This is a genomic window from Nocardiopsis mwathae (assembly GCF_014201195.1).
Taxonomy (GTDB): domain Bacteria; phylum Actinomycetota; class Actinomycetes; order Streptosporangiales; family Streptosporangiaceae; genus Nocardiopsis_C; species Nocardiopsis_C mwathae.
This window is the reverse complement of record NZ_JACHDS010000001.1, coordinates 5,445,237-5,461,743: the sequence shown is the minus strand read 5'-3', so window position 1 is coordinate 5,461,743 and position 16,507 is coordinate 5,445,237. Positions and strand designations below refer to the sequence as shown.

The following is a 16,507-nucleotide window of genomic DNA, read 5'->3' as shown; positions in this document are numbered from 1 at the left end:
TGCAGGGGGCCTGTCGCGTCGGCGGCGGGCCCGTCCGGGGTTCGGCGCGTGGTGCCCGGGGTGTGATCGGCCGTGTCCGGCCGGCCTGCCGCGGGCGGGCGTTCCCGTCCCGGGTGCAGGGTCTTCTGCAGGTCTGCGGCCGCAGATCTGAGAGGACCCCCCGGATGCCCGACCGTGCCGCGCCAGCACGACCCGACTCCCCCCGACCCCGGCAGTACGGACGACCCGACGCGCTTGCCGCCCCCGCCGTCCCGCGCCGCAGAGTGCTGCTGGGCGGTGTGCTGGCCGCGGTCGCCTCCCCCCTCTTCACCGCAGGGTGCGGGCGGGCCGAGCCCACCGGCGGCGCCGACGGGCGCACGGTCACCGACCTCGCGGGCGAGGACGTCGCGCTCTCCGGGCCGGTGGAGCGGGTCGTGACGATCCCCCTGCCCGCCGCGTCCATGGTGGTGGCGGTCAACGGCGGCCCGGACGTGCTGGTCGGCATGAACTCCGCGTCGCGCACCGCCATCGAGGACAGCTACCTCGGCGAGGTCTACCCCGAGCTGCTCGACGTGTCCACGGACGTGGCCGGCGCCGAGTTCGCCCCGAACATCGAGAGCGTCATGGCGCTGGAGCCGGACGTGGTGATCCAGTGGGGCGACCGAGGCCCCGGCCTCGTCGACCCCCTGCGCGACACCGGAATCCCGGTCGCGCAGCTCACCTACGGCACCCAGGAGGACCTGGAGGGCGCCATCACCCTCTACGGGGAGCTGCTCGGTAAGGAGGAGCGCTCCGGGCAGATGGTGGACACGATGCACGAACGGCTGCGGCGGCTCGGGGAGGAGCTGCCCGAACCCGGCGAGCGCCCCTCGGTCCTGTACGTGCGCGGCGCCGACGACAGCCTCGAAGCCGGCGCCGGGGCCTCCTACAACCACTTCGTCATCGACCTCGTCGGCGGCCGCAACCCCGCCGCCGACCTCGACACCGAGTGGGCCACGATCGACGTCGAGCAGCTGCTGGAGTGGGACCCCGACATCCTCCTCGTCGGCAACTTCGGCCCGGCCACACCGGACGCCGTGTACGACGACCCCGCCCTGGCGAGCCTGAGCGCCGTGCGCGAGCGCCGCGTCTACAAGGTGCCGCTGGGCGGCTACCGGTGGGACCCACCCAGCCAGGAGTCCCCGCTGATGTGGTCATGGCTGGCCGGGCTGGTGCACGACAGCGGGGCTCCGGGCCTGCGCCAGGAGGTCGTCGACACCTACGCGTTCCTCTACGGCGCCGAGCCCACCGACGCCCAGCTCGACACCATCCTCAACGCGGAGGCCAACTCCGGATCGCGCGGATATGACGAGTTCGGCCGCTGAGCGCGGCGCCGCCGCGACCGACGAGGACGGCGGGGGCGGACGCGCTCACGACCGGCCCGCGGCCGACGGCACCGGCACGCACGGGGATACGGCTTCGCCGACCGCCGCCCGGCACCGCGGCGTGGTGCTCGGCCTGGTGGTCCTGGTGCTGCTGGTCGGCGTCGTCGCCCTCGGCGTCGGCCGCTACAGCGTCGGCGTCGACCAGGTCGTGCGGATCCTCCTCGGCCAGGTCCTGCCGATCGAGCGCACCTGGTCGGACGCCGAGGCCGCGGCCGTGCTCAACGTGCGCCTCCCCCGCGTGCTGCTGAGCATGCTGGTGGGCGCGGGCCTGGCGGTGTGCGGCGCGGTGCTGCAGGCGGTGTTCGGCAACCCGATCGTCAGCCCGCAGATCCTCGGGGTGTCGTCGGGGGCGTCGTTCGGCGGGGCGCTGGCGATCGTGCTCGGCCTGGGCTCGGCCGCGCTCGTCCTGGGCGCGTTCATGTTCGGCCTGGTCGCGCTGGTCGCCGTGTTCGCCGTCAGCAGGGTCCGCGGGCCTGCCCCGCCCCTGACGATCGTGCTCTCCGGCATCGTCGTGGGCGCGTTCTTCTCCGCCCTGGTCTCCCTGCTGACCTACCTCGCCGACCCCTACAGCGACCTGCCGTCCATCGTCTTCTGGCTACTCGGCAGCCTCGCCGCGGCCGACGCCACCAGGGTCGCCGTCGTCGGTGTCCCGGTGCTGGCCGGCGGGGCGCTGTTCCTGGCGCTGCGGTGGCGGATCAACGTGCTGTCCCTGGGCGACGAGGACGCGGCCACGCTCGGCCTGCGCCCCGGGCGGCTGCGCTGGCTGCTGCTCGCGGCGGTGGCCGCGGTCGTGGCCGGCGCGGTCGCGGTCAGCGGCGTGATCGGGTGGGTCGGGCTGGTCGTGCCGCACCTGGCCCGGCTGTGGGTGGGCTCCGACCACCGGGCGGTCATCCCCGTGTCGCTGCTGCTCGGCGCCGCCTACCTCACCGTGATCGACACCGTGACCCGCAACCTCGGGGTCGCCGAGATCCCGCTGGGTGTGCTGACCGCACTCATCGGCGCGCCCGTGTTCCTGGCCCTCCTGCACGGCAGCCGCCGAAGGATGTGGGCCGATGCTTGACCTGGACCGGCTGGGGTTCGCCTACGACCCCGGCCACTGGCTGTTCCGCGGCGTCTCGCACCGCGTCGCCGAGGGCGAGGTGCTGACCGTGCTCGGCCCGAACGGCCGCGGCAAGACGACGCTGCTGCGCTGCCTCGTCGGGCTCGCCTCCCCCACCGAGGGGGCCGTGGCCGTGCGCGCGGCCGGGGCTACCGGGGCCGTCGGCTTCGTGCCGCAGCAGCACCACACCGCCTTCGCCTACCGGACGCTGGACATGGTGCTGATGGGACGGACCCGACACCTGGGGCCGCTGGCGTCACCCGGCCGGCGCGACCGCGGCCTGGCGCTGGCCGCCATGGAGCGCGTCGGAATCGGGCACCTGGCCGACCGCGACTACCCCACGCTCAGCGGCGGCGAGCGTCAGCTCGTGCTGCTCGCCCGCGCGATCGCGGGCGACGGCCGGGTGCTCGTCCTCGACGAACCGGCCGCAGCACTCGACCTGCGCAACCAGGGCCGTGTGCTGCACCTGCTGCGGGGCCTGGCCGACGAGGGCCGATCCGTCGTCATGACCACCCACCACCCCGACCACGCGCTGGAGGTCGCCGACACCGCGATGCTCATGTTCGGCGGCTCCGACGTGCGGGTCGGCCCCGCCGCGGAGCTGCTCACCGACGCCGCCGTCGGCGAGCTGTACGGCGTGCGCGCGCACAGTCTCGTCCTCGACGCCGGGGGCGTGTCCCGGCGCGTCCTCGTCACCCGGTTCGACCAGGAGGTACACCCGTGACCGCCACCGACCCCCGGCAGCGGCTCGCCTGCACCGTCCGGCCATGGGCGCAGCTCCCCCTCCAGCGCGCGCTGCGCGGCATCCGGACCGCCGGGTACGGCGCCGTCGCGCTGCCCGTCCACGGGGTCCGGGAGGTGATCACCCCCGCCACCCCGCCCGACCGCGCCGCGCGCGTGGGCGCCCTGATCGCGGAGCAGGGGCTCGACCTCGCCCTGCTCAGCCACGCCGCCGACCTGGACCGGGGCGATGATGCGGCGCTGCGCTCGCTGCGCCGCCAGGTCGACCACTGCGCCCGGCTGGGCGTGGGCCTCCTGGTCGACATGGGGTGCGCCGAACCCGAACACGCCGACCGCTACATCCGGCTGATGGTGCGCGGCGCCCCGTATGCCGCCGCGCACGGCGTGACCATCGCCGTCAAGCCGCACGGCGGACTCACCCGGACCGCGGCCGACACCCTGGCGCTGGTCGAACGCGTCGGCCACGAGGCTTTCCGGGCGTGCTGGGACCCGGGCAACGTGCTGCACTACGGCGGCGGCTCCCCCGACGAGGGCCTGGCCGAGCTCGCCCCCTACGTGGTGGCCGTCGGCGCCCGCGACCATCCGGCGCGCCCCGGGCACCGCACCGGGGCGGCCGACGGCAGCATGCCACCCGCCATCACGCCCGGCGACGGCGTGGTCGACTTCGTCGGCCTCTACCGCACCCTGCGCGAACACGGCGGCTTCCGCGGCCCCAGCGCGGTGGAGAGCGTGACCAAGCTCGGCACGGCCGAGCTGCTCGACGCCGAGGCGGCGCGGGCGCGCCGGAACCTCCTCGACGCGCTGGCCGGGACAAGGCCCGCGGCGCCCCCCGCGCGGGAACCCGCGGCGCGGGCGCGGACGTCCTGCTCACGGGTGGCCGGCGCGGCCCGGGAGGACCCCATCGGCACCGCCCGCTGTTTCGACCGGTTCCTCATGGTCGAACTCCCGCTGCCCTGGCCCGCGGGCATGGGCACCCCGGTGTGGGAGACGCCCCGCGTTCCGTCGCCGCTGCGCGCCGCCCTGCGGGCGGCCACGCGCACCACCGAGGAGCAGGGGCTGACCATGAAGACCTTCGCCGCGGCCCCCGACCCGGACTACTCGGCGCCGGGGCGGATACGGGTGCTGCGCTTCGACCGGGAGCCAGGGCCGACCGCCGCGCTGTCCCGGGCCGAGTACAGCGTGCCCGAGGAGCAGGCCGCCGCCCTCATCGGCGCGCTCTTCGCCGACGACCCGGCCGCGCTCGCCCCCTTCGCCCGCTACCGCGACCCGGATGCGCGACGCGACCTGGTCGTGTGCACCCACGCCTCGGTCGACGCGTGCTGCGGCACCCGCGGCTACCCGCTCTACCGGGCGCTGCGGGAGGCGCACGGCGGCGGGGCCGACGGTGTGCGGGTGTGGCGGGTCAGCAGCTTCGGCGGGCACCGGTTCGCCCCCACCCTGGTCGACTTCCCCGAGGGCCGGTACTGGGGCAACCTCACGCCCGAGCGCATGGGCCAGCTGGTGCACCGCACCGGGCACCCGGCCGACCTGCTCGACCTCTACCGCGGCTGGGCGAGCCTGCCACAGGCGTGGGAGCAGGCGGTCGAGCGCGAACTGCTGCGCGCCCACGGCTGGGCGTGGCTCGGCCGGCGCTTGGACCTGCGGCCCTCCGGCCGGGTCGAGGACGGCGGCTCGGTCATGCGGGTCACGGCCCACGACCCCGACTCCGGCCTGCCCTACGGCGAAGCGCTCGTCGAACGCGCGGAGGCACAGCCGGTCCTCCTGGGCTGCGACGGCACCCCGGGCGAGGCCGAGCGCCACACCGTGACCCTCGACCTCCCCGTCTCGGCCCCCGCGCAGCCGACGGCGCAGGGAACGCACAGCTGACCGAGGTGCATGGTCACCCGCGTTTCCAGCGGGCGTTGGCTTCGCCGTCGTGGAAGTCGCAGCGGAGCGTCCCACCGCCGGCATCCTTGGTGGTCATCCCGAGGTGGGCATGTTTGCAGAACTGGCCGGCTGCGTAGTGCTTGCCGGACGGAGCGAGGATGATGCCCTGATCCGCCGGTGTCCCGGTGTCGGATCCTCCGCCCGGCTCGGTCTCCTGGACCGGTCGCGGCTCCGGGGCCGGAGGTGGTGGAGCGCACGCGCTCCACAGGCCGGCGCCCGAATCCTTGGCCTTCTCCTCAGCGTCGCGGAGATCGTCGATGAGGGGGCCGGCCGTCCCGCTCCCGAGCTCGACGTAGCCGTCCTCGATCAGGTCCTGGTTGGCCCACGTGCCGTCCTCTGTCCAGACGTACAGCTCGTTGCGGTCCTGGTCGTCGCTTTCTCCCGCACTGCTGACGAAGGCCGTGTCTCCGCTGCCGAACAGGCTCTCGACCCGGTCGGCCGCCTTGTCGGCATGGCACTCGCCCTTGCCTGGGGGCTCGACTCCGGCCAGGCGTATTTCGACCCGTTTTCCGACTTTCAGCGGACCGTCGTCGGCTTCCAGCGTCGCCCGGACCTCAAGCGCATCGGCTCCGGCGACCTCGGTGACCTCGACCGGCTGCGCCCCCTCGGGGACTCCGGTCGGCAGGGCCAGTGCCTGGACCTCCTCCTCGGCTTCGGACAGGGCGTGATCGACCGGCTCGGCGCTGGAATCGGCGGTGTCCACCCCGCCGCCCGCACCACACCCGGCGAGCAGGGCAACCGTGAGCAGGCTCCCCGCTACCGACGAGGCGATACGTATCCGGGTGCCGCTCCACCGCGCCTGGGCCGCAGGCCGGGCGATTCCACCGAGAGAGAAGTCCGAACCAGCTGTACCCATGACCGTTCTCCTCCACACCTACGACAAAATCCACGTAGTTCACGATTTCCCACATAGCAACGCTAATGAAAAAAACCGAGGAATCGGGACGAAATCGCTGAATCTCCTGGCCCCGGGGCGCCATCGGCCCGGTTGGAGAACGGTGTTCGGGCTGCGGTGCCGGGCGTAAGGCCACCCGGGGAAGCGCTAATCCGCAGGCGGGCGCGGCGTCGTCAAGCGGACCCGCACCGCCGGAAAGCCGACGCGTCGGAGCGTGCCATCAGTGCTTCCATCCCGCATAGGTGGCGAACCGCCAGTCCTTCGCCAGGCAGTCCACCTCGGCGAAGCCCGCATCGCGCAGCCACTGCAGCTGCGTCGCGACGTCGATCGGGATGTCGAACTTCATCCGCTCCCGGCCGGCGGCCCACTCCTCGGCGGGTGTCCGGGACTCCTGGACGTGCCGCTCGTGCTGCTCGTCGTACATGCGCTCAAGCCGATCGGTCGGGGCGAGAACCTGCTCGACGTTGACGAAGACCCCGCCCTCGTCGAGCTGTCTGAGGACGCGCCCGAACAGGTCGCGCTTGCCCCCGTGTGGAAGGTGGTGGATGGCCAGCGCCGAGACGACCGCGTCGAACCGTCCTTCGGGCAACGGGTCGGTCAGGTCACCCACCACGGCCGCGAAGCGGGCGGTGGCTTGGGCCAGCATCGCCTCCGAACGGTCGAGCATGACGATCTCCGCGTCCGGGATCTCCTGCACGATCGCCGCGCTCAGCAGTCCGGTTCCGGCTCCGAGATCCAGCACCCGCGGTCGCCGGGTGGCGGCCGTGGTCATGGCGACCGCGCGGACCGCACAGCGGTAGAGGAGGTCGAACGACGGGATCAGCTGCCGCCGCAGTCGGTCGTATGTCCCCGGGTTCCACAGCTCCTTCTCCGGCTCCGACGTGGCTGCCATCGCCGCCATCCTTTCCGCCCGCGATTCTCTTTGGACCGCGGCATGCCCCTGGGCTGCCCGCTCGACCCGCCGAACGCGATCCACCCGAAATCAGGGAGTCGAATATTACACACCCCCGATAAAGATCGCCTTGATATCCACCTGGGCACATCGAACCGAAAGATCGCAGATAAAAGATCATCTCGATCGCCCCGGGATCCCATTGAACGATCAACCCCCATGACCGCATCCGGCCACGCCCTCGATCAGGAAGAACCTTGCCCGCACGCGCGCCGCTCTGCTTGGATCCTGAAACACGGCGCCACGAAAAGAAAGTTGATCTCAGGGCGGCCGGCCGGTGCCCGACAATCGCCCGCAATCGATTTTCCAGGAAATTCGGAATAAGGGCGGCGCAGGCGAGGCGCTGCTGAGCGGAATGCGCCGATGATCGACGTGGAGTGAGAGTTGCTTTACCAGGCCGTCCGGGAGGTCGCTCGCAGTCGCCCTGAGAGGGTCGCGGTGAGCATTCCGGAGCACCGGAGAGAAACGTACGCATCGCTCATCGCGCGCGTCGATCGGATCGAAGCCGGGCTTCGCCGGCACGGGGTGGGCGAGGGCGATGTCGTGGCCTGTTCGCTGTCGAACGGCATCGGCTACGTGGCGTTCATCCTCGCCGTCGCCAAGGCCGGTGCGGTCTACGTGCCGATGATCCGGGAATTCGACGGCGCCGACCGGGCGCGCGCCCTCGACCTCACCGGCCCGGTGCTGATGGTGGTCGATGGGACCCGGGCGGTCGAGGCGCCGGGGAGGCCGACCGTGCGCCTCGGCGCGTTGGAGGCGGCGCAACCACGACCCTCCCCGGGTTCGCGCGCCCCCGCCCGCGGCACCTTCCGGTACCTGTGGACGTCGGGGTCGACCGGCTTCCCGAAGATGATGTCGTGGCGCCAGGACAGCTTCCTCGCCGAGCGCCGCCGGTGGGTCCGCCACACCGGCCTCAATGACACGGACGTCTTCTTCTGCCGACACCCCATCGACGTCGCCCACGCGACCGACCTGCACATGTTCGCAGCGCTACTGTCGGGCGCACGCCTGGTCGTCACCGACCCGGACACCGATCCCGCGGTGATGCTGGAGCAGGTCATCGCCTGCGGCACCACCGTGATGAGCGCGCTCCCCCGCCACTACGACCAGTTCGCCGACATCGCCGAGAAGTCCGGCGGTGCCGACCTCAGCCGGGTGCGGCTGCCCTTCTGCGGAGGTACCTACGTCGGGCCGAACATGGTGGAACGCTGCGAGCGGGCGCTCTCCCTGCGGATCCGTCGGCTCTATGGGTCCACGGAGTTCGGGCTGGCCGCGGTCGACCTCGTCGGGCGCGGCGCCGCAGACGCGTTCCTGCCGCTGGTACCGGGGGTGGAAGCCCGCCTCGAACCGCTGGGGCACCGGGACGGCGGCATCGGCGAGCTGGTGCTGAGATCGCCGCACACGAGCGACGGCTACCTGAATGACGCGCGTGCGCACGCCCGGACCTTCCGCGGCGGCGAGTACCGTACGGGCGACGTCGCCGAACGCAACGCCTCCGGCGAGTACCGGATCCTCGGCCGCGTCTCGGAAACGCTGTCCGCCGAGCACGGCCTGCTGCTGGCCCCCGCCCTGGACGAGGACATCGTCCTGCACTGCCCGGTCGCCGAAGCGGTGAGCGTCCCGGTCGCGCCCGACGGCCGCGGCCAGGCGGTGCGCGTGCTGGTGCGTCCGCGCGGGGAGGTGGGCACCGCGGAGGCGGCTGCGGCGGTTCGGCGGCGGCTGGAGTCCCACGGGCTGCGCGGTGATGTCCGAGCGACGGACCGGATGCCCTACACGGCCGTCGGCAAGCCGAACAAGGCGGCCATCCGCCGCATGTGGGACGTACCGGCTGAGGAGCCCGCGCAACCGGCGGGATGACGGCAGCAAGGCGACCATCAGGAGAAAGGTAGGAGCGGATGACCGCTGAGGAGTCGACGGCCCGCCGGCTGTGCTGGATCTACCCCGACCGCGGCACGGCGGCGCAGCGGACGATGGAGCACGAAGCCGTGTGGGACCAGTACCGGGCGGTCGCCGAGGACCTGGGCCTGGAGATGTCTCTGCACGCGCCCGAAGAGGTCGCGATCGATGCCCGCGATCCGCGCGATCCCCGGTTCTACCTGCGCGGGGAACGGATCACGCCCGAGGACACCATCCTCGTCACGCACTTCTACACCCTTCCCCACCAGGCCGCGGACGTCTGCAACCAGGCGACCCTCTACGCCGGCCTGGAAGAAGGCGGGTTCTACCTCCCCATCCCACCGCGCATCGCCTTCATCGGCAGGGACAAGCTGGCGACGATGCTGTTCCTCGCCGACAGTCCCGTCCCGACGGTGCCGACCGTCCGCATCGGCAGCGGGCGGTCGGCCATGAGCGGCCACTATGACGTCGCGTTCCAGGGCCTGGACTACCCGCTCATCGTGAAACCGGCCTACTGGGGGATGGGGCTCGGCGTCAGCGTCGTCTCCAACATCCACGACCTGCGCGGCGTCATCGGCCTGGCAGGCGGGTCGGACACGGCACTGGTGGTCCAGCCCTACCTCGGCCAGGTGCGCGAGGGGCGGATCTTCGTGATCGACGGCAAGCCGCACACGATCCTCCAAGGTGAGAAGGAGGGCTACTGCATGGTGTCCACCCGGGCGCTCGGCGGTCGGCACAAGCGGCAGTACGTCGACTCCCTGGAAGAGCTGGACGGCGCCGTAGCCTATGCGGCGTCCCGGTTGCGCACCCCCTACTTCACCCTCGACTTCCTCCACGACGGAGAGCGCTACTGGATCTCCGAGATCGAGCCCGACGGCGCCGTGGGCTTCAGCCAGGACGCGCAGCAGGCCCAGACCGGATACAGGATCGTCCACGACCGTTTCCAGGCCTACCTCCGCGGCCACCGGGAGTGGATCGCCGCGCGGGAGCGGCGCTGATGGGCATCGGCGCCGTCGCTCTGGACGACGTCCTCGTCCACGCCCGCGAACTCGCCGCCGCCGGCGGGCAGGCCCCTCCCGAGCGGGTCGAGGACGTCTCCGACCTCCCGGTGACGGGGGCCGCGGACATCCTGTGCGCCTCACGGCACGCCGCAGCGAGCGACGGCGCCCTGCTGATGTCCAGCGGCGGGACGACCGGCCGCCCCAAACCGACGTTCGTCCCCCACCACCAGGCCCTCGCCCGTCTGACCGAACACTGGAACCCGCTGGGACCGGGCCGAGTTCTGCTCAACCTCTTCAACGCGGGCCGGATGTGGGCGTCGCACTACTACATGCTGAAGCTCGCCGAGCACAGCCGGGCCACGGTCGTTCCCTTCGGCCCCTTGGCGCCCGACGAGGTGGCGGCGTGGTCCCCCGCCTTCGCCGACCTGGGCGTGGACGCGATCGCCGGGACCCCCACGGGGTTGGCGGACTTCGCCGAGGGCGTGCTGGCCGCGGGCGCGGAGATCCCCGTCACCACGGTGATCTGGATGGCCGAGCCGTGGACGGACAGCAAGCGCGACCTCGTGTGCAGGGCTTTTCCCCGCGCGGGCTTCTGGGGCAACTACGGCTCGGTCGAGACGTACGTGATCGCCGTCAACGACCCCTCCTGTGACGCGTCGGTGCTGCACCTGCTGCCGGGACAGCTGCTGGAACCGGACCCGGACGGCGCCCTGCTCACCAGGGCGGGGGACGGCTGGACGGTTCCGGTCGTGCGGTACCGGCTGGGCGACCGGGTGACCGCGGCCGACTGCGTCTGCGGGCGCCCCGACGGCCTGCGCGTCCTGGGGAGGGCCGACGACACCGTCAAGTTCCGGGGGGCGACCTTCGGCATCGGGGAGGTGCTGGCCGCCGTCCGGTCGCTGCCGGGGGTGGACGACGCACAGCTCGCCCTGACCGCCTCCGACGGCAGCCGGCGCTCCACCCGCCGACTGACGGTGCGGTTCGTCGGCGAGGCCGGAGCCGACGGGGTAACCGACCACCTGCTCCACGTCTTCGACCGGTTCCGGGTGGTCGCGGCGCGCCACCCGGACGCGGTGTCAGCACTCCGCGTCGACCGCCTGGACCGAGTGGACCGCACCACCAAGGTCCCGCCGGCCGTCTGGTCATAGGCGGCCGCAGCTGGCCACGGGCGCCGGGTCAACGGCCCATCGAACATTCGAGGACACGGAAGGCGGGTCATGACGCGCAACGGCAACCCCTGGGTGGTGCTCGCCGTCATCGTGGGCGGGTACTTCATGGCGCAGATGGACCTCACCGTCCTGACCGTCGCGCTCCCCAGCATCGTCGCCGACCTCGACGCAAGCGTCGTGGAGGGGCTGTGGGCGGTCAACGCCTACGTGCTCGCCCTGGCCATCTCCCTCATCACCGCCGGGCGCCTGGGCGACCTCTACGGCTCCCGCCGGGTGTTCGCCGTGGGCCTCGGCATGTTCACCCTGTTCAGCCTGGTGTGCGCGCTCGCGCAGTCCCCCGCCCAGCTCATCGTCGCGCGCGGGTTCCAGGGGCTGGGCGCGGCCCTCATCGTGCCGCAGATCCTCGCGATGATCGTGGCGCTCTTCCCCGAGGACCGGCGCGGGACCGCCCTGGGCATCCGCGGCTCGGTCGGAGCCGGCGCCGCCCTGGCCGGCCCCGTCATCGGCGGACTGCTCGTGCACACGCTCGACTGGCGGTGGGTCTTCCTCATCAACATCCCGATCGGGCTGCTCCTGCTCATCCTCACGCTCACGCTGATCCCGCAGGTGGCGCCGGAGCGCAAGCGGCGCCTCGACCTCGTGGGCGTCGTGCTGTCGGCCGCCGCGCTGTTCCTCGCCGTGTTCGCCCTGACCCAGGGTGAGGAAACGGGATGGGCCGCCTGGATCTGGATCGCGCTCGCCGGCTCGGCCGGAACGGCGTGCCTGTTCGTCGCCCACCAGCGAAGGAACCAGGGGCGGGAGCCGCTGCTGCCGTTCGGGGTCTTCAGCGGTCGGCGGTTCCCGCTGATGTGCCTCGCCGGAGCCGGGGTCTCCATGGGGATGATCGGGCTGACGGTCGTCCTCTCCTTCTACCTGCAGTCGGGCCTGGGCACGGGCGCGCTCGTGGCGGGCGCCGTCCTCGCCCCCGCCTCACTGGTCTCGATGGTGCTCGCACCGTTCGTCGGCCGCTTCTCCGACCGCGTCGACGCGAAGCTCCTGCTGCTGGCCGGTCTGGTGCTGACCGGCGGCGGCATGGCGTGGATCGCGCTGTCCATGGCGCCCGACGCCTCCTGGACGGGCCTCATCCCGGTCATGCTCGTCATCGGCGCGGGCAACTCCATGCTCTTCACCCCGCTCACCGCCATCGCCACCCGCGGCCTGGCCCCGGCCGTCGCCGGATCGGCCGGCGGCGTCCTCGCGACGGTCCTCCAACTGGGGGCCGCCTTCGGCTCGGCCGCGGTCAGCGCGGTCATGCAGTCCGGAGCGGACACCGGCGCGTTCACCGACGCGACCAGGAGCGCCATGCTGATCCCGATCTCCGCGATCGCCATCGCCACCGCCCTGGCACTGGCCGTCCAGCGCACACCCCCCGCGTCGGCGGGGAAGGCAGCCCCCAAGCCGTCCGCACACGACGTATCGCACGAGGAATCCCACCGGGACCAGCGCGACGCCGGATGACCTGCTGAATCGCCAGCCGTCATCAGCACGGTTTCGCTCGTCGCACCCGCCCCACAGGCGTCGTACCCGCACCGGCGTGCCGCCGACCCCAGCTAGTCGGGGCAGGGCATCTGGCCCATGAAGTCGGAGGCACCCGGCCGGTAACGGCCGAACTCACGGGCGTCGAGAACGACTCCACCGAGCACGCCGCGAAAGCCTGAAGCGCGTGCCTACGACTTTCGGTGTAGGCGGTCCGGTCAGGAGCCGACCTCGGGTGTATGTGGCAAGGCCGCGCGGATCCGTAGCTTCGTCAGTGCCGGTGGAAGACCCCGGCGCGACGACACCTGACGATCACGGAGGACGGTATGAACCTCGGACGAATCCCGGTGGCAGTGGCCGCGGCCGGACTGCTCGCAATTGCGGGTTGCACAGGCGATCCCGAGCCAGAGGTGCCCACTGCCGGAGGAGAGAACACCTCGCCCACAACCGGCGACACCGCAGCGCAGCTGGTCGAGTACGACGACTGCATGCGCGAACACGGTGTTGAGATGCCGACCGATGGCGACCCCGCCGGCCTTGAAGGCATCGACGTGGACGAGGAGACCCTGAAAACGGCCATGAGCGCCTGTGAGGACCTGATGCCCGGAGGTGAACTCGACCTCGACGAGGAGACCGTGGAGGAACTGCGTGCCTGGACCGAATGCATGAGGGAGAACGGCGTCGACATCGCCGACCCCGGCCCCGACGGGGCACTCGACCTGGAGGGCGTGGATGTCGGCAGCGACACCTACAAAGCCGCCGACGCAGCCTGCTGACCGAGACACCGGCACTGAGACGAAGGGGTGAAGACAGATGTCCGCGCCGTCGGAGGGCACCCCACCCATCCAGGGGGAGCCGACCAAGGTGGTCTCCCCTCAGGGGGGACGGGACCGGGGGACAGGCAGGTTCCGAGTGCGCCGACCGGGTCGGCGTGCTGTGTGGATCACTGTCACCGTAGTGGTCGCGCTCACGCTCGCCGGAGCGAGCGCTGCCGCCCTGGTGAACCCCGCGGACGAGGAAGGCCTGGCGGCCGTCCCCAATACCGCCGACGTCGTCCGCACCACCCTTGTCGACACCGAGCGGCTGGACGGGGCGCTGAACTACGAACGCGCGGCGCCGGCTACCGCTGTCGGCGGTGAGGGGACGCTGACCTGGCTGCCCAAGGAAGGGGACGTCATTGTCCGCGGCGAGCCCGTCTACCGGGCCGACCAGCGCCCCCGCGTACTGCTGTACGGGACCACCCCCTTCTACCGTGAGCTGTCCGTGGGCTCCCGAGGCCGCGACGTTGCGATTCTGGAGTCCAACCTCGCCGCCCTCGGGTACACGGGCTTCACCGCGGACAACCACTACACCTGGGCCACCGCCCAGGCGGTCAGTCGTTGGCAGAAGGACCTGGGTGTCACCAGGACCGGCCGGGTCGCCCCCGAGCAAGTTCTCGTTACCGAGTCCGCGGTACGCGTCGGTGAGGTGACAGCGGACCTCGGCTCCTCGGCCAGCGGCGAGGTCCTGAGCCTCACCGGTGTGTCCCGCACGGTCACCGTCGACGTGGAAGTCCGCCGGAGGCACCTGATCGCAGAAGACGGTCGTGTCGAGGTCGAGCTGCCCGATGGCCGCGTCCTTGAGGCGGAGGTGGCCGACGTCGGTTCGACCGTGAGCGTTGCCGAGGGTGACTCCTTGGAGGATGCCACGGTCCGGATCAAGATCACCGTCGAGGACGAGGAGGAACTCAACGACTACGAGGTCGCCCCTGTTGCGGTTCGCCTGGAGGTCGGCCGGGCCGAGGACGTCCTCGCCGTACCGGTGGAAGCTTTGGTGGCCCTCAGCGAGGGCGGATACGGCGTGCAGACCGTAGGGCCCGAAGGCCAGACCTCCTACGCCGCGGTGGAGACGGGGCTGTTCGCCGACGGACTGGTCGAAGTCTCGGGCTCCGGTATCAGCGAGGGGACGTCCGTGGGGGTGCCGGAATGAGCATCATCGAACTGGCGTCGGTCGCCAAGGTCTACCCCGGGGGTGTCCACGCTGTGCGCGACGTCAGCCTCAGAATCTCCCGGGGCGAGCTCCTCGGGATCATCGGAGCCTCGGGGTCGGGCAAGTCCACCCTTCTGAACCTGATCGGCACCCTCGACCTGCCTACCGCAGGTCACGTCTACCTCGACGGCCATGACGTGTCGCGGCTGCGCGACCGCGAACTCTCCGCCCTGCGCGCCGCCCACATCGGATTCGTGTTCCAGCAGTTCCATCTGGCTCCGGGTGTCAGTGCCCTGGACAACGTGGCAGACGGCGCCCTGTACACGGGGACGGCGCATCGCGAACGACGGGAGCGGGCCGCCCACGCCCTGGAACGGGTCGGCCTCGGGCACCGGATCGGCCACCGACCGCACGAAATGTCCGGGGGCGAGCGCCAGCGTGTCGCCGTGGCACGCGCGGTGGTCGCCGATCCCGTGGTGCTCCTGGCCGACGAACCGACCGGCAATCTCGACTCCGCCTCCGGGGCCGAGGTGCTGGCCCTCCTGCACGACCTCCACGCGGCCGGCACCACCGTCATCGTCATCACCCATGACAGGGAGATGGCCGACACGCTTCCCCGCGCCGTCGAAATCCTCGACGGCCGGGTGGTGCGCGACACCCTTCAGCCGAGGCCGAGCGGAGGATCCGACACAGCGGTGGTGACGGCATGACCCGCAGCGGCGGACCACTTCCCCCTCTCCCCCGGCTGAGCGTCGCCGATCTCGTCCGGATCGGGCTGGGCGGACTACGTGCACGTCCGACCCGGGTGGTGCTCTCCGCCCTCGGGGTCGCGATCGGCATCGCGGCGATGATCTCGGTCGTGGGTATCTCCGAGTCCAGCCGCTCAGAGCTCAACAGCCGACTCGACGCGCTCGGCACCAACCTTCTCAGAGTCGGCCCCGGAGAGAACCTGCTGGGAGAGAAGGCTGTCATGCCGGACTCGGCCGCCGCGATGATCGAGCACATCCCCCCGGTCGAGTCAGCTGTCGCCGTTGGCAGGGTGGACGCCGCTGTGTACCGGAGCGACCTGATCCCCGAGGAGCAGACCGGGAGCATCGCCGTTCTCGCAGCAGACCTCGAACTCAAGGAACGGGTCGGCCTGGAGATGGCAGCCGGAGAGTGGCTCAACCGCGGAAATGCCGAATATCCAACGGTGGTGCTGGGATCACGTGCAGCCGACCGGCTGGGCATCGGCGGGGATGGTGTGGGGCAGCGTGTCTGGCTGGGCGACCAGTGGTTCACGGTGATCGGCGTGCTCGAACCGGTCCCCCTCGCCCCGGAGCTGGAGACCTCCGCACTGATCGGGTGGCCGGTCGCCGAGTCCCATCTGGGGTCACGAGGTGAGGTCTCCACCATCTACACACGCGTCGCCCCCGGTGCCGTCGAGGACGTCCGCGGAGTCCTGGCCTCGACCGCCAACCCCGAAAACCCCGGTGAGGTCGACGTTTCACGGCCTTCCGAAGCGCTGGAGGCGCAGCAGGCTGTCGACACCACACTGACGGCAATGCTCCTCGGCCTGGGAGGGGTCTCGCTGCTGGTCGGTGGGGTCGGGGTGGCCAACACCATGGTGATCTCAGTTCTGGAACGACGCCAAGAGATCGGCCTCCGGCGAGCACTGGGCGCCACCCGCCGCGATATCCGCTCCCAGTTCCTGACCGAGGCACTCCTGCTGTCGCTCCTGGGGGGAGCTGCAGGGACGGTACTCGGAGCGGGTGTGACAGCGACCTACGCCCTGAGCCAGGGGTGGTCGCCCACGATCCCGCCCTGGGCCGTCGCTGTCGGCCTCGGGGCGACCGTGTTGATCGGCGGAATCGCCGGCCTCTATCCCGCCGTGCGCGCATCACGGCTCGCACCGACCGAGGCACTGGCCGCCAACTGAGCACGCGGTGCGGGCTCGGGATGT

14 protein-coding genes are annotated in these 16,507 nt (G+C 71.7%); 12 read left to right on the top strand and 2 right to left on the bottom strand.

Features of this window, described 5'->3' with window-relative positions; all coding sequences use genetic code 11:
• Positions 1-164: 164 nt before the first annotated feature.
• Genes HNR23_RS23960 through HNR23_RS23945 form a run of 4 tightly spaced genes read left to right on the top strand, consistent with a single transcriptional unit; the run spans position 165 to position 5,109 of the window.
• A complete protein-coding gene (locus tag HNR23_RS23960) occupies positions 165-1,343 on the top strand; it encodes an ABC transporter substrate-binding protein (protein ID WP_184078964.1) in 1,179 nt (392 codons plus the stop codon).
• Positions 1,324-2,463, top strand: coding sequence for a FecCD family ABC transporter permease (locus HNR23_RS23955; protein WP_184078962.1), 1,140 nt, complete (start codon positions 1,324-1,326; stop codon positions 2,461-2,463). Before HNR23_RS23960 ends, HNR23_RS23955 begins: the two co-directional genes overlap by 20 nt.
• Positions 2,456-3,226, top strand: a complete 771-nt coding sequence (locus HNR23_RS23950) for an ABC transporter ATP-binding protein (RefSeq protein WP_184078960.1) — start codon at positions 2,456-2,458, stop codon at positions 3,224-3,226. The genes HNR23_RS23955 and HNR23_RS23950 overlap by 8 nt, the downstream gene beginning before the upstream one ends.
• Positions 3,223-5,109 carry a TIM barrel protein gene (locus tag HNR23_RS23945; protein WP_184078958.1) on the top strand — a complete coding sequence of 629 codons (1,887 nt, stop codon included), beginning with the start codon at positions 3,223-3,225 and terminating at the stop codon, positions 5,107-5,109. The genes HNR23_RS23950 and HNR23_RS23945 overlap by 4 nt, the downstream gene beginning before the upstream one ends.
• Before the next feature lie 13 nt (positions 5,110-5,122).
• Here the strand turns inward: HNR23_RS23945 and HNR23_RS23940 are convergent, their stop codons facing one another.
• Both HNR23_RS23940 and HNR23_RS23935 read right to left on the bottom strand, forming a co-directional pair.
• Entirely contained in the window at positions 5,123-6,025 is a 903-nt protein-coding gene (locus HNR23_RS23940) for a thermonuclease family protein (protein WP_184078956.1), read from the bottom strand.
• A 259-nt stretch (positions 6,026-6,284) separates the two neighbouring features.
• The gene (locus tag HNR23_RS23935; protein ID WP_184078954.1) at positions 6,285-6,956 is read right to left on the bottom strand and encodes a class I SAM-dependent methyltransferase; all 672 of its coding nucleotides are present in this window, start codon (positions 6,954-6,956) and stop codon (positions 6,285-6,287) included.
• A 444-nt stretch (positions 6,957-7,400) separates the two neighbouring features.
• On the opposite strand from HNR23_RS23935, the gene HNR23_RS23930 reads away from it, so the two are divergent.
• The 8 genes from HNR23_RS23930 to HNR23_RS23895 all read left to right on the top strand — a co-directional run bounded on the left by HNR23_RS23930 (position 7,401) and on the right by HNR23_RS23895 (position 16,483).
• Positions 7,401-8,873, top strand: coding sequence for a class I adenylate-forming enzyme family protein (locus tag HNR23_RS23930; protein ID WP_246421846.1), 1,473 nt, complete (start codon positions 7,401-7,403; stop codon positions 8,871-8,873).
• A gap of 38 nt (positions 8,874-8,911) precedes the next feature.
• Positions 8,912-9,910: an ATP-grasp domain-containing protein gene (locus tag HNR23_RS23925; RefSeq protein WP_184078950.1), complete on the top strand. Its 999-nt coding sequence runs from the start codon at positions 8,912-8,914 to the stop codon at positions 9,908-9,910.
• Positions 9,910-11,061 carry an AMP-binding protein gene (locus HNR23_RS23920; RefSeq protein WP_184078948.1) on the top strand — a complete coding sequence of 384 codons (1,152 nt, stop codon included), beginning with the start codon at positions 9,910-9,912 and terminating at the stop codon, positions 11,059-11,061. Before HNR23_RS23925 ends, HNR23_RS23920 begins: the two co-directional genes overlap by 1 nt.
• Positions 11,062-11,130: 69 nt before the next feature.
• Positions 11,131-12,579 (top strand): DHA2 family efflux MFS transporter permease subunit, encoded by a 1,449-nt coding sequence (locus tag HNR23_RS23915; RefSeq protein ID WP_184078946.1) that lies wholly within the window; start codon positions 11,131-11,133, stop codon positions 12,577-12,579.
• A gap of 344 nt (positions 12,580-12,923) precedes the next feature.
• Positions 12,924-13,373, top strand: a complete 450-nt coding sequence (locus HNR23_RS23910; RefSeq protein WP_184078944.1) for a hypothetical protein — start codon at positions 12,924-12,926, stop codon at positions 13,371-13,373.
• Between the two features lie 181 nt (positions 13,374-13,554).
• On the top strand, positions 13,555-14,565 hold the full coding sequence (locus HNR23_RS23905) for a peptidoglycan-binding protein (protein WP_184078942.1): 1,011 nt from the start codon (positions 13,555-13,557) through the stop codon (positions 14,563-14,565).
• On the top strand, positions 14,562-15,275 hold the full coding sequence (locus HNR23_RS23900) for an ABC transporter ATP-binding protein (RefSeq protein WP_184078940.1): 714 nt from the start codon (positions 14,562-14,564) through the stop codon (positions 15,273-15,275). The genes HNR23_RS23905 and HNR23_RS23900 overlap by 4 nt, the downstream gene beginning before the upstream one ends.
• A complete protein-coding gene (locus tag HNR23_RS23895) occupies positions 15,272-16,483 on the top strand; it encodes an ABC transporter permease (RefSeq protein ID WP_184078937.1) in 1,212 nt (403 codons plus the stop codon). The genes HNR23_RS23900 and HNR23_RS23895 overlap by 4 nt, the downstream gene beginning before the upstream one ends.
• The last annotated feature ends 24 nt before the right edge of the window (positions 16,484-16,507 follow it).